13 protein-coding genes are annotated in these 12,168 nt (G+C 61.3%); 10 read left to right on the top strand and 3 right to left on the bottom strand.

Features of this window, described 5'->3' with window-relative positions; genetic code table 11:
- The first annotated feature begins 353 nt into the window (after positions 1–353).
- The 5 genes from HJB89_RS09600 (at position 354) to HJB89_RS09580 (ending at position 4,936) form a co-directional block, all read left to right on the top strand.
- The gene (locus HJB89_RS09600) at positions 354–1,121 is read left to right on the top strand and encodes an SDR family oxidoreductase (protein WP_221149648.1); all 768 of its coding nucleotides are present in this window, start codon (positions 354–356) and stop codon (positions 1,119–1,121) included.
- Positions 1,118–3,160 (top strand): excinuclease ABC subunit UvrC, encoded by a 2,043-nt coding sequence (uvrC, locus tag HJB89_RS09595; RefSeq protein ID WP_207583688.1) that lies wholly within the window; start codon positions 1,118–1,120, stop codon positions 3,158–3,160. The genes HJB89_RS09600 and uvrC overlap by 4 nt, the downstream gene beginning before the upstream one ends.
- A 211-nt stretch (positions 3,161–3,371) precedes the next feature.
- Positions 3,372–3,962, top strand: a complete 591-nt coding sequence (gene pgsA, locus HJB89_RS09590; RefSeq protein ID WP_164008748.1) for a CDP-diacylglycerol--glycerol-3-phosphate 3-phosphatidyltransferase — start codon at positions 3,372–3,374, stop codon at positions 3,960–3,962.
- Complete coding sequence (gene moaD / locus HJB89_RS09585) at positions 3,959–4,213, top strand: molybdopterin converting factor subunit 1 (RefSeq protein WP_207583687.1); 255 nt, start codon at positions 3,959–3,961, stop codon at positions 4,211–4,213. Before pgsA ends, moaD begins: the two co-directional genes overlap by 4 nt.
- 261 nt (positions 4,214–4,474) lie before the next feature.
- A complete protein-coding gene (locus HJB89_RS09580) occupies positions 4,475–4,936 on the top strand; it encodes a molybdenum cofactor biosynthesis protein MoaE (protein ID WP_221115266.1) in 462 nt (153 codons plus the stop codon).
- A gap of 1 nt (position 4,937) precedes the next feature.
- On the opposite strand, the gene HJB89_RS09575 is transcribed toward HJB89_RS09580, so the two are convergent.
- Entirely contained in the window at positions 4,938–5,834 is an 897-nt protein-coding gene (locus HJB89_RS09575) for a branched-chain amino acid ABC transporter permease (protein WP_207583685.1), read from the bottom strand.
- A gap of 65 nt (positions 5,835–5,899) precedes the next feature.
- On the opposite strand from HJB89_RS09575, the gene HJB89_RS09570 reads away from it, so the two are divergent.
- Together HJB89_RS09570 and HJB89_RS09565 are read left to right on the top strand one after the other, a co-directional pair.
- On the top strand, positions 5,900–6,445 hold the full coding sequence (locus tag HJB89_RS09570; protein ID WP_221149647.1) for a CGNR zinc finger domain-containing protein: 546 nt from the start codon (positions 5,900–5,902) through the stop codon (positions 6,443–6,445).
- Positions 6,442–6,945 carry a hypothetical protein gene (locus tag HJB89_RS09565; protein WP_221149646.1) on the top strand — a complete coding sequence of 168 codons (504 nt, stop codon included), beginning with the start codon at positions 6,442–6,444 and terminating at the stop codon, positions 6,943–6,945. The genes HJB89_RS09570 and HJB89_RS09565 overlap by 4 nt, the downstream gene beginning before the upstream one ends.
- An 88-nt stretch (positions 6,946–7,033) precedes the next feature.
- Here the strand turns inward: HJB89_RS09565 and ndk are convergent, their stop codons facing one another.
- Together ndk and HJB89_RS09555 are read right to left on the bottom strand one after the other, a co-directional pair.
- A complete protein-coding gene (gene ndk / locus HJB89_RS09560) occupies positions 7,034–7,456 on the bottom strand; it encodes a nucleoside-diphosphate kinase (protein WP_179610847.1) in 423 nt (140 codons plus the stop codon).
- A gap of 79 nt (positions 7,457–7,535) precedes the next feature.
- Positions 7,536–8,225, bottom strand: a complete 690-nt coding sequence (locus HJB89_RS09555; RefSeq protein WP_221115269.1) for a glutathione S-transferase family protein — start codon at positions 8,223–8,225, stop codon at positions 7,536–7,538.
- A 139-nt stretch (positions 8,226–8,364) separates the two neighbouring features.
- Between HJB89_RS09555 and HJB89_RS09550 the strand changes: the two genes are divergently transcribed.
- The 3 genes from HJB89_RS09550 to abc-f all read left to right on the top strand — a co-directional run bounded on the left by HJB89_RS09550 (position 8,365) and on the right by abc-f (position 12,056).
- Complete coding sequence (locus HJB89_RS09550; RefSeq protein ID WP_221115270.1) at positions 8,365–8,874, top strand: DinB family protein; 510 nt, start codon at positions 8,365–8,367, stop codon at positions 8,872–8,874.
- Between the two features lie 140 nt (positions 8,875–9,014).
- Complete coding sequence (locus HJB89_RS09545; RefSeq protein WP_221149645.1) at positions 9,015–10,064, top strand: diguanylate cyclase; 1,050 nt, start codon at positions 9,015–9,017, stop codon at positions 10,062–10,064.
- Between the two features lie 108 nt (positions 10,065–10,172).
- Positions 10,173–12,056 (top strand): ribosomal protection-like ABC-F family protein, encoded by a 1,884-nt coding sequence (gene abc-f / locus HJB89_RS09540; RefSeq protein WP_221149644.1) that lies wholly within the window; start codon positions 10,173–10,175, stop codon positions 12,054–12,056.
- The last annotated feature ends 112 nt before the right edge of the window (positions 12,057–12,168 follow it).

The following is a 12,168-nucleotide window of genomic DNA, read 5'->3' as shown; positions in this document are numbered from 1 at the left end:
TTCAGTCCCGCTTTGCTTGCCATCTGTCTATCAGTGAAGCATTGGCGGGATATTGCCAGATGTCCCTTCCGGATCGAGACTGAAATTGGAACTCAAATGCGGATTTGAAAGAGCCAAATTGTGATATCATTGTGGCTGCCGCGTGGCCGAAATTCGATGTTGCTTGAGTGCAACATACACTTCATTAACCATACCGAAGAGTTAATCTTAAAATACTTATTTTAAGAAATCGCATTCTTAAATAATACATAGAATATCCTGCTCACGGACGCAACCGCGACGGCCTATTTATATAATCTCCGCCCGCGCCTATATAGTCAGCAGACAGACTCGCGGGATCAGAAGGCAGGATTTTGAACCACAAAAGACTTCGCTCGGCCCTTGTAACTGGGGCCGCTAAAAGAATAGGCAGGGCAATCGCCGAAGACCTTGCTGCAAATGGCTTTTCCGTTGCGATCCACGCGAACGGCTCCATCGATGAAGCCGAAGAGCTGGCGGCGGAATTGCGGCAGAAGGGATATCGGGCGATCGCGCTTATGGCCGATCTTACCGATATCGGCGAAACAGGCGCGCTCATGAAAAGAGCGTCAGAAGCTCTCGGGCCGATCGACCTGCTCGTCAACAACGCCTCGATCTTCCGCCAGGATTCGGCCCGCAGTTTCGATGCGCAGGCATGGGCGCAGCATTTCGACATCCATGTGCGGGCGCCCTCGATTCTCGCTGCGGGTTTTGCCGAACAACTGCCCGACGATGCGAACGGACTGATCGTCAACATCATCGACCAGCGGGTCTGGGCGCTCAACCCCGGCTTCTATTCCTACACGCTTTCGAAGGGCGCACTCTGGACGGCGACGCAGACGATGGCACAGACCTTTGCGCCGAAGCTGCGCGTCAACGCCATCGGCCCCGGTCCGACGGTGCGTAGCGCGCGGCAGTCGGAAGAGGACTTCCAGGCACAGATCGACGGGCTTATCATGAAGGCGGGGCCGGGATTCGGCGAGTTCGGACAGACGATTCGCTTTCTCTTCGACACGCCCTCGATCACCGGCCAGATGATTGCCCTCGATGGCGGCCAGCACCTCGCCTGGCAGACGCCCGATGTGGCGGAGATTACGGAATGAACGGACGAAAGCTGCCGGATGGCGGCGTTCTCTACGATGATACGGATGAGAGCGAAGACGATATCGAGGTGGAAGGCGATGTTTCCGCCGCCGCCCCGCTTGCGACTGCGGTCGACTGGAACGCGGGCAGCCTCAACGAGACCGGGCTCATCGGCGCGGAACTGATCGGCGAATTCGTCAAGCGGCTGCCGAACAGCCCCGGCGTCTACCGCATGTTCAATGCCGACGGCGACGTGCTTTATGTCGGCAAGGCGCGCAGCCTGAAGAAGCGCGTCGGCAATTACGCCGTCGGCCGCGTGCATTCCAACCGTATCGCCCAGATGGTGCGGCAGACGGCGAACATGGAATTCGTGACGACGCGCACGGAAACCGAAGCGCTCCTCCTGGAAGCGAATCTGATCAAGCGCTTGCGGCCGCGCTTTAACGTGCTGCTGCGCGACGACAAGTCCTTTCCCTATATCCTCATCACCGGCGACCATCGGGCGCCGGCCATTTTCAAGCATCGCGGTGCGAGAGCGCGAAAGGGCGACTATTTCGGACCTTTCGCTTCGGCCGGCGCGGTCGGGCGGACGATCAATTCGCTGCAGCGCGCCTTCCTGATCCGCACCTGCACCGACAGCGTCTTCGAAACGCGCACCCGCCCCTGCCTGCTCTACCAGATCAAGCGCTGTTCCGGGCCGTGCACCCACGAGGTCAGCGATGGTGGTTACGGCGAACTGGTGCAGGAGGCGAAGGACTTTCTGTCCGGCAAGAGCCAGAAGGTGAAGTCGCATATGGCCGAAGCGATGAACCAGGCGGCCGAGGACCTCGACTTCGAGCGGGCGGCGATCTATCGCGACCGCCTGGCAGCACTTTCGCATGTGCAGAGCCATCAGGGCATCAATCCAGCCGGCGTCGAGGAGGCGGATGTTTTCGCCATCCACCATGAGGGCGGCATTTCCTGCATCCAGGTGTTCTTCTTCCGCACCGGCCAGAACTGGGGCAACCGCGCCTATTTCCCGAAGGCCGATCCGCAGCTTTCCGGCGCCGAAGTGCTGAATGCCTTTCTCGCTCAGTTCTACGACGACAAGCCGGTGCCGAAGCAGATCATGCTGTCGGAAACGATCGAGGAGATGGAACTGCTCGCGGCCGCACTCAGCCAAAAGGCCGCTCACAAGGTTTCGATCCTGGTGCCGCAGCGCGGTGAGAAGCGCGATCTGGTCGACCATGTCGTCGGCAATGCGCGCGAGGCGCATGGGCGAAAGCTCGCCGAGACGGCGTCGCAATCGCGGCTGCTCGAAGGTTTCAAGGACACGTTCGGGCTTGCCTATGCACCGCAGCGCATCGAGATCTACGACAACTCGCATATCATGGGCACCAATGCCGTCGGCGGCATGGTGGTCGCGGGGCCGGAAGGTTTCGTCAAAAACCAGTACCGCAAGTTCAACATCAAATCGACCGACATCACCCCCGGCGACGACTTCGGCATGATGAAGGAGGTGATGACGCGGCGCTTTTCGCGGCTGATCAAGGACGAAGGCATTCCCGACCGGACGGCGCAGACCGCCGCGCCCGACGCCGCCGACATGCCCTTCCCGGCCTGGCCCGATGTGATCCTGATCGACGGCGGCCAGGGGCAGATGACCGCGGTACGCGCCATCCTCACCGAGCTCGGCATCACCGACAGCGTGACGGCGATCGGCATCGCCAAGGGCGTCGACCGCGATGCCGGGCGCGAGCGCTTCTTCCCGCCGGGACGCGAGAGTTTTACCCTGCCGCCGCGCGATCCGGTGCTCTATTTCGTCCAGCGCATGCGCGACGAGGCGCATCGTTTCGCAATCGGCTCGCACCGGGCACGGCGCAAGAAGGAAATGATCAAGAACCCGCTCGACGAGATCGGCGGCATCGGGCCATCGCGCAAACGCGCGCTGCTCCAGCATTTCGGCACGGCGAAGGCGGTTTCTCGCGCGGCGCTCTCCGACCTGATGACGGTCGAAGGCATATCGGAAGCCGTCGCCAAGCAGGTCTATAACCATTTCCACGACGACGCCGCGAAATAACCGGTGTCCGTCGCAAATTCCACGCAAAGGCAGTGAAAAGACAGAAAGAATGTTGACGGTCCGCAGCCAAAGCCGTCATCTACCGCATCGGCCCGAAAATCGGAATCGATTGGAAAGCACGATGCGCAGGTTCAAAGTGTTACAGCGTCCTTTGCGCGTCTGAAAAGCCGCGCGGCGCTGTAGCGGCGCATCAATTCAGAGAAACGATCCCATGGCATCGCGTGCGTACAGCATTCCCAATCTTCTGACCTACGGCCGTATTCTCGCCGTACCGCTGATCGTTCTCTGCTTCTTCATCGAGGGTAAGCTGTCGATCAGCAACACGGCGCGCTGGGTGGCGCTGTGGATCTTCGTCATCGCCTCGATCACCGATTTTCTCGACGGCTATCTCGCGCGCATCTGGAACCAGACGTCGAATATCGGCCGCATGCTCGATCCGATCGCCGACAAGCTGCTGGTCGCCTCGATCCTTCTCCTGGTCGCCGCCGACCAGACGATTGCCGGCTGGTCGATCTGGGCTGCGATCACCATTCTCTGCCGTGAGATCCTGGTATCGGGCTTGCGCGAATATCTGGCAGCGCTGAAGGTCAGCGTGCCGGTGACGCGCATCGCCAAGTGGAAGACGACGCTGCAACTCGTCGCCATCGCCTTCCTGCTCGCCGGCCCGGCCGGCGACGAGATTTTCCCCTACACGACGCAGACCGGCATCGCGCTCTTATGGATCGCCGCGCTGCTGACCATCTATACCGGCTATGATTATTTCCGCGCCGGGGTGAAACATATCGTGGATAACGAGGAATGACCCGGCTGGTCTATTTCGCATGGGTGCGTGAGCGCATCGGCAAGAGCGAGGAGGATATCGACCTCCCCTCCTCCGTCGTTACCGTTACCGATCTCTTGAATCATTTGAAGACGCTGGGCGAAGAATATGAGACCGCGCTTCAATATCCCGAGGTGATCCGCGTGGCGCTCGACATGGAGCATGTCGAGCATGACGAGCCGATATCAGGCGCGCGCGAGATCGGGATATTTCCTCCGATGACGGGGGGGTGAGACAGTGATGGTGGTGCCGTGTCGCTACCCCCCTCTGTCCTGCCGGACATCTCCCCCACAAGGAGGGAGATTGGCTGGAAGCACGAACTTCCCCAACCAATCAACCTCGCAGCCCGGAAAAACAGAAGATGGGCACGATGGTCAAGCCGCCCGTAATTTCCCTCCTTGTGGGGGAGATGCCCGGCAAGGCAGAGGAGGGTTGGCAGGGCACGCCCTCTCCATAGTTTCCGCTACTGCATCAAAACAGTTGGGGATGTTATCATGATCATCACCCCCACCATCCGCGTCCAGCATGAGGACTTCGACCTTCAAACCGAGGTCGACCGCCTCTCCAAGGACAGGCCCGGCATCGGCGCCGTCGTCACCTTTTCCGGCCTCTGCCGCGATGAAGGCGGGGCGCTCTCGGCGCTCGAACTCGAACATTATCCCGGCATGGCCGAAGCGGAGATGGCCCGCATCGGCGATCTCGCCATTGCCCGTTTCGGGCTTCTCGGCCTCACCGCCATCCACCGTTACGGCAAGATCGCCGTGGGCGAGAATATCGTGCTCGTCATTGCAGCGGCGCCGCACCGGCAGGCGGCGTTCGACGGCGCCAATTTCGTCATGGATTTCCTGAAGACCGCAGCCCCCTTCTGGAAGAAGGAGCATGGTCGGGATGGCGCCACCGGCGAGTGGGTCACGGCGAGAGACGCCGACGACGCGGCGCGCGACAAGTGGAAATGAATTAGAGCGTGACTCGCTCCCTGCGGCTCATGACCAAGACCAGGACGAGCAGCGAGAAGATCACCAGATCCCGCCAGACAAAGGGGCCATAGGCCCCCCACATGGTCTCGACGACGGCGAGGCCGGCGGCGCCGCCTGCCGAGCGTAGCGGATCGGAATAGCCGCCGACAGCCGCAATCAGCAGCACCTTCAGCCCGAACATCAGGCCGGCGCCGAAATCCATCGAACCGTAATAGAAGGTGGCGAGGATTCCGCAAATCGTGGCGACGAGGCTAGCTGCCGCATAAGCGACGAGAAAGACGCGGTTGGCGCTGGTGCCGCAGAGCTCGGCGGCCAGCGGGTCGTCGGTGACGGCGCGCCAGATGCGGCCCCAGGCTGTGCGCCTGAGGATCAGCGTTCCAACAGCGACGATGGCTGACATCAGCGCGGTGTCGATCAGTTGGATATAGGTGAGCGTTACCTTGAACGGGCCGTCACTCCAGAAGATCACCGTATCGTTCAGAAACGGCGGCAGCCAGATGGTGCGGGTATTGGCGGCAAGCCTGGCGGTCTCCATCAGCACGATCATGATGCCGAGGGCGGCGACGATGACCGTATTCGGCGATTTGTTGACCAGCGGCAGCATGATCGACCGGCCGATCCACAAGCCCGCCCCCAGCGAATAGGCGATGGAAGCGCAGGCGCCGACGGCAAGGGCGGCCGGCAGCACCAGCCAGAGGCGGTTGAAGGCGAGTTCGGTGAAGAGCAGCAGGATCTGGCCTGCGAAGGCGAAAATCGCCCCATAGGTGATATCGGCCCGCTTCGTCACGCCGAAGGCTACGGCATAACCGAAGGCGAGCGCGGCATAGAGAGCAGCGAGCGGAACCGCATTCGCCAACTGCTGCAGAAGATAGGCCATTCCAGACACTCCACGTCACCAAAATTATAACTGGCAAAAGTTATTTCACCAGTTATAATTTCACCATGAGCTTTTCCTGGACCCCTCACCGCTTTGCCGGCGGCGCCCTGGCGCTCGATGTCGCCAACAGCGTCGTGCTGCGCCATGATGCAGCGCGGCGGATCGACCGCTTCGCGGTTCGGGACCAGATGCGGGACTTTCCGCATGCCGCCGCCGAATTCTGCGCCGAACGCGCCCTCTTCGGCGATATCGCCCCGGTGGCGGCGGAAAACGAGACGGATTTCATCGCGCTGCGGGAAGCGATCGACCTCTATTTCCGCAAGCGTATACTGGATGGCGGCGATGACCAATTGCTGGCCTTGCTGCTGGAAGCGCTGGCGAAGGTGTTGCGCGAAGCAAGCTCCGGCAGCCTGGCGGCGGCCACCGCGCATTCGGTGCTGCGGCTGATCACCATGCCCGATCCGGAACGCATGAAGATCTGCGGCAATTGCGGCTGGCTGTTCATCGACCGCAGCAAGAACAGGAGCCGCGCCTGGTGCGACATGGCGGTCTGCGGCAACCGCGCCAAGGCGAACCGGCATTATCGCCGCAAGAAGGAGAAGACGCCATGAGGAAATATCTGATCCTGACGGCAGCAACAATTGGCCTTCTGCTGTCTGCCTGCCAACGCCAGGCTGAAGACCTGGTCGAAGTCACCGGCCATCTCTTCGTCTTCAACTATCGGGTGGCAAGCGCCACCTATCTGCTGACGCTGAAGAAGACGGGTACTATTCCCGACGGTTCTCTCATCATCGCCGAATTTGAAAATCCTCAGGGCGGCGATCCGCTGGTACTGAACCAGAAAATCTACCCGATCGACGACAAAATTGCGCTGCAGAGCGAAAAACTGCACTGCGTGCGCAAGGACCGTCCCTATTCCGTCAGTGTCCGGCTGGTCGACAAGGACGGCAAGGTGCTGCAGGAGTTGAAGACGCAGTTCCGCTCCGATCTCGACCAGACCGTGCTGCCGAGCAAGCCGCTGGTCCTCGGTGCGCTTTATGACAAGAACCCGGAGGTCTTCAAGCCTGACGGCAGCGTCGATTTTTCGAATACCGACAAGTGCCCCGCATAGAGGCTATTCGGCATGGAAAAAGCCGGAGCGAGGCCCCGGCTTTTAAGAGTCAATTCAAGGCATTGCCGGGCAATGCCGAAGCGTGGCCTCAGCCGACGACTTCGGTATCGGAGAACCAGTACTTGATTTCCTGGGCAGCCGTCTCCGGAGCATCCGAGCCGTGAACGGAATTTTCGCCGATCGACAGGGCATGAACCTTACGGATCGTGCCTTCGTCAGCGTTTGCCGGGTTGGTCGCGCCCATGATCTCGCGGTTCTTGAGGATGGCGCCTTCGCCTTCCAGAACCTGAACGACGGTCGGGCCGGAGGTCATGCCTTCGACGAGTTCGCCGAAGAAAGGACGCTCCTTGTGAACGGCGTAGAAGCCTTCAGCTTCGCGACGGCTCATCCAGACGCGCTTGGAGGCGACGACGCGCAGGCCGGCATCTTCGAGCATCTTGGTGATGGCGCCCGTCAGATTGCGCTTGGTTGCATCCGGCTTGATCATCGAGAAGGTGCGTTCAATCGCCATAGTCAAATCCTCTGTTTTCGGGAAAAGTGGGCGGTCTTTACCCGCCCCAACGCCCGAAAACAAGGGGTCGACGGCAATTTCAGGCCGCTGTCACAGTCCTGCCGCGGCTTTCATGGAGATCGAGGCAGCGCTCGAACCAGAGCATGACGGGATCGTCGGCGGCCAGCATGGCGAGGCCGGCGGAGACGCGCAGCCATTGCAGCGCGCCGAAGACGATATAGTCGGCAAAGAGCGGCGTCTGCCCGCCGATGAAGGGCTGGAATTTCAGCATGTGCCTGAGCGGCTCAAGCTTGGCGCCGAAGGCGGCCTTCTCCGCTTCGCTGTCGGCGGCAACCACCTCCAGCGATTTGCCGAGCCTGACCTCGCGGCTCTCACGGAAATACGCCTTGTCTCCCTCGTCGAGGTTCGCATGAATGTCGAGAAGAGCAATGCGCATGATCGCCGGATGGATGATCATCTGCGAATAGCCTTCCACCATGCGCGACAGCGCTTTGCCGCCCTCGCCGGCAAATAGCGACGGCCGCTCGGGATAGGCCTCCTCCAGATAGAGGGCGATGTCGAAACTGTCGGAGACCAGCCGGCCGTTATCGTCGAGAACGGGCACCGTCTGCGAGACGCCGCCGCCGATTGCGCGGATGCGGGCATAGGTCGTCGGGATCTCTTCGAAATCCAGCCCCTTATGCGCCAGCGCCATCACCGCCTTCCAGCAATGGGGCGAGAAGAAGCGCCGTTCGTCGGCGCCGCACAGGGAATAGAGGGCTCGGGTCATAACGGTCCTTTCGTGGTCACAACTCCGAGCATTCCACGACAGAAAACGCCTGCGATCAAATCAGGAAATTTCATGGCGCCATCACTGCGATTTCTGGTGAAACGGGATAAATTGCCGCTGCCACGACAGGAGGGACTGCATGCTCAGACATTACAGGATGTTTGCCGCCTATAATTGCTGGGCCAACGCCCAGATCTATGCCGTCGCGGCCGAACTCAGCGACGCGGAATTCCGCAGCGACCGCGGCGCCTTCTTCGGGTCGCTGCATCGCACGCTCAATCATCTGCTCGTCGCCGACCGGATCTGGATGAAGCGCTTCACCGGCACCGGCGACGCGCCGGCGACACTCGATGCCGTGCTCTTCGAGGAATTCGATGCGCTTGCAACCGCACGCAAGGCTGAGGATGAGCGTATCATTGCCTGGACGGGCATGCTGGATGAGAAAGCCCTTGCCGCCGACTTCACGTATTCGCCGGTGACGCAGCCGATCGAGATCACCCAGCCATTGTCGCCGGCGCTGGCGCATCTCTTCAACCACCAGAGCCATCATCGCGGCCAGTGCCACATGACGCTAACGGCACTCGGCAAGCCGAGCCTCAGTCTCGATCTCATCTACTTCCTGCGCAGCGAAGGCCGCGAGTGGATGTGAGGCAGCCTTCAAGACTGCATTAACCGCCTTTGCCGGTTCCACTGCCAAGCCGGCGCTTTCCGTCCAAAGATTCAGCCTCTCTTAAAAGCCTTGCGCGCATAGCGGAATGAAGGGAAGAAGCCCGGCCGCGAGGGATTATCATGCAGAATGCAAGCGCAAACGCATTGGTGCCGCGCGAGGCGGCGCGCCCAGCGCCCACCGCCGACATTCAGAAGATCGCCCAGCATCTGGCGCGCCTGAACGTCGTCGCCTTGCCGCGCAACTACGAACTCTTCCACGAGGCGATTATCGGGCTGAATGCCGGTCTTGCGCAGGATATCGCGGCGCTCGGGTCCCAGCCGCAACAGGCGATGCTCGACGAACTCGGATTGAAATATCGCCTCGTCGGCCATTGCGGGCTGGCGGGTGAGACGTCGAGGAACGAGGCGAGCCGCATGCTGCGTGAGGTAGCGGACAGGCTTGCCGAAGGACTGAGGCACAAGGACGCCTTTGCACGCGCCTGCGGCACGATCCTGAAATCGGTTTCCGATTGTAACGACCAGAGCCTTGCCGCCTTCCTCGGCGAGGTCGACTACCTCTCCGCCTCGCTTGCGACGGTGCTATCGGCGGAGACGGAGATCGCGGCTAAGCTGCAGGATGACATCAAGAGGCTGGAAACTCTGGAACGCGGGATTTCGGCGATGCAATCGGCCGCCGTCGCCGACAGGATCACCGGGCTCCCGAACCGCATCGCGCTGAACCGAGAGATAGCCGATCTCTATGAGCGCGAAGAAGGTTTTGCCGGCAGTGCGCTGATCATGGTCGATATCGACAATTTTTCCGATCTCAATGAAAGATACGGCGCCCAGGCAGGCAACAAGCTGCTGAAGAAGCTCGCCGGGCTTTTCCGCAAGTCGGTCAAGAAGAACGACTTCGTCGCCCGCACCGAGGCTGACGAGTTCGCGCTGCTGTTTTCCAATGTCGGCATGCAGGATTCCATGACGATCGCCGAGCGGCTGCGCGCCTCCGTCGAGGACAATCTCGTCTTCGCAACCTCGGACAACGCCGATCACGGCAGGCTGACCATCTCGATCGGCGTGGCGCTCAGCACGGATGCAGCAACGCCCGGCCAGTTGCAGGCCAATGCCCGGGTGGCGCTTCTCGCCGCGCAGTCCAATCCGCGACGGCCGGTGCAGGCTTTCGGACACTGAAGTCGCGGACGACACGCTGCCGCGCGGCACGCATTCTTGCTGCCGAACGGGACTACCGCTGAACAAGCGCTCTTGCCTTGGCGGACGCTTTCGGCCAAAACGCCGGCCATGATCACGCTCACCGATATTTCCGCCCGCATCGCAGGGCGCCTGCTTCTCGATAATGCCAGCATTTCGCTGCCCTCGGGCACGAAGGCGGGGCTCGTCGGGCGCAACGGCGCCGGCAAGTCGACGCTGTTTCGCGTCATCACCGGCGATCTCGGCTCGGAGACCGGGTCGGTGTCGATCCCGAAAGCCGCGCGCATCGGCCAGGTGGCGCAGGAAGCGCCGGCGACCGAGGACGCGCTGATCGAGATCGTGCTTTCAGCCGACAAGGAGCGCGCGGCCCTCGTTGCCGAAGCGGAGACGGCGACCGATCCGCACCGCATCGCCGAAATCCAGATGCGCCTCGTCGATATCGACGCGCATTCCGCCGAAGCGCGCGCAGCGAGCATTCTTGCCGGCCTCGGCTTCGACCAGGAGGCGCAAGCCCGCCCCGCCTCCTCCTTTTCCGGCGGCTGGCGCATGCGCGTCGCCCTTGCCGCCGTGCTGTTTTCCGAGCCGGATCTGCTGCTGCTCGACGAGCCGACCAACTATCTCGACCTCGAAGGTACACTATGGCTGGAAGACTATGTCCGGCGCTATCCGCACACTGTCATCATCATCAGCCATGACCGCGACCTCTTGAACAATGCAGTCAATGCAATCGTCCATCTCGACCAGAAGAAGCTGACCTTCTATCGCGGTGGTTACGACCAGTTCGAGCGACAGAAGGCGGAAGCCGACGAACTGCAGACCAAGGCCAAGGCCAAGAACGACGCGGCCCGCAAACACCTGCAGGGCTTCATCGACCGCTTCAAGGCCAAGGCTTCCAAGGCCCGGCAGGCGCAATCGCGCGTCAAGGCGCTCGAGCGCATGGGAACGATCGCCGCGGTGATCGAGGATCACGTGCAGCCGATCACCTTTCCCGAGCCGGAAAAGCAGCCGGCCTCGCCGATCGTCGCGATCCAGAGCGGCGCCGTCGGCTACGAGCCCGGCAATCCGATCCTGAAAAACCTCAACCTGCGCATCGACAATGACGACCGCATCGCCCTGCTCGGCTCGAACGGCAACGGCAAATCGACCTTCGCCAAATTCATCTCCGGCCGGCTTGCGCCGGAAAGCGGCGAAGTGAAGCTGGCGCCGAGCCTGAAGATCGGCTTCTTCGCGCAGCACCAACTCGACGATCTCATCCCCGAGCAATCGCCGGTGGAGCATGTGCGCCGGCTGATGCCCGGCGCGCCGGAGCCCAAGGTGCGCGCCCGCGTCGCCCAGATGGGGCTTGCCACCGAGAAGATGGCGACCGCCGCCAAGGATCTTTCCGGCGGCGAAAAAGCCCGCCTGCTGATGGGGCTTGCCGCCTTCAATGCGCCCAATCTGCTGATCCTCGACGAACCCACAAACCATCTCGACATCGACAGCCGCCGTGCGCTGATCGAGGCCCTGAACGATTACGAAGGCGCCGTCATCCTGATCTCGCACGATCGTCATCTGATCGAGGCGACGGTCGATCGGCTGTGGCTGGTCAACGGCGGTACGGTGACGACCTTCGAAGGCGATATGGACGAGTATCGCGACCTCATCGTCAGTTCAGGTAAAAAAAAAGAAGAAAAGCCGCAGCTAACTGAAGACGCGACATCGAAGGCCGACCAGCGCAAGCTCAATGCCGAACGTCGCGCCTCGCTGACGCCTCTCAGGAAAAAGATCAACGAAATCGAATCCTTGACGGCGAAGCTGGAGAAACAGATTCAGGCGCTTGACGCGGAACTTGCAAATCCCGCGCTTTACGAGAAAACGCCCGCCAAGGCCGCCGAGAAGGTCAAGCAGCGCGGCGAGGCTGCGGCAAAACTGGCTGCCGCCGAGGAAGACTGGCTGATGCTTTCGGCCGAATACGAAGAAGCGATGGCGGGATAGGCCTTAGAACAAGATGCCGCCCGAAAACCGCTCACACTTTTCCGGCATCATGCTCTAACGAAAGCGTGGCGAAGTGCCGCGGACCGGCACAATTCCGGTCACCATCAACCAA

Origin of the sequence: Rhizobium sp. NZLR8, from assembly GCF_019685025.1 — a bacterium.
Classification (GTDB): domain Bacteria; phylum Pseudomonadota; class Alphaproteobacteria; order Rhizobiales; family Rhizobiaceae; genus Rhizobium.
Note: the sequence above shows the minus strand (reverse complement) of the source record. Positions and strands in the feature narration are given on the sequence as shown.

What these genes read in the sequence shown, in the direction of transcription:
- HJB89_RS09570 (WP_221149647.1), top strand. Translation starts at nt 5,900, where the DNA reads ATGAGCTTTTCCTGGACCCCTCACCGCTTTGCCGGCGGCGCCCTGGCG.
- abc-f (WP_221149644.1), top strand. Translation starts at nt 10,173, where the DNA reads ATGATCACGCTCACCGATATTTCCGCCCGCATCGCAGGGCGCCTGCTT.
- uvrC (WP_207583688.1), top strand. Translation starts at nt 1,118, where the DNA reads ATGAACGGACGAAAGCTGCCGGATGGCGGCGTTCTCTACGATGATACG.
- ndk (WP_179610847.1), bottom strand. Translation starts at nt 7,456, where the DNA reads ATGGCGATTGAACGCACCTTCTCGATGATCAAGCCGGATGCAACCAAG.
- HJB89_RS09575 (WP_207583685.1), bottom strand. Translation starts at nt 5,834, where the DNA reads ATGGCCTATCTTCTGCAGCAGTTGGCGAATGCGGTTCCGCTCGCTGCT.
- HJB89_RS09545 (WP_221149645.1), top strand. Translation starts at nt 9,015, where the DNA reads ATGCAGAATGCAAGCGCAAACGCATTGGTGCCGCGCGAGGCGGCGCGC.
- HJB89_RS09580 (WP_221115266.1), top strand. Translation starts at nt 4,475, where the DNA reads ATGATCATCACCCCCACCATCCGCGTCCAGCATGAGGACTTCGACCTT.
- moaD (WP_207583687.1), top strand. Translation starts at nt 3,959, where the DNA reads ATGACCCGGCTGGTCTATTTCGCATGGGTGCGTGAGCGCATCGGCAAG.
- HJB89_RS09565 (WP_221149646.1), top strand. Translation starts at nt 6,442, where the DNA reads ATGAGGAAATATCTGATCCTGACGGCAGCAACAATTGGCCTTCTGCTG.
- pgsA (WP_164008748.1), top strand. Translation starts at nt 3,372, where the DNA reads ATGGCATCGCGTGCGTACAGCATTCCCAATCTTCTGACCTACGGCCGT.
- HJB89_RS09550 (WP_221115270.1), top strand. Translation starts at nt 8,365, where the DNA reads ATGCTCAGACATTACAGGATGTTTGCCGCCTATAATTGCTGGGCCAAC.
- HJB89_RS09555 (WP_221115269.1), bottom strand. Translation starts at nt 8,225, where the DNA reads ATGACCCGAGCCCTCTATTCCCTGTGCGGCGCCGACGAACGGCGCTTC.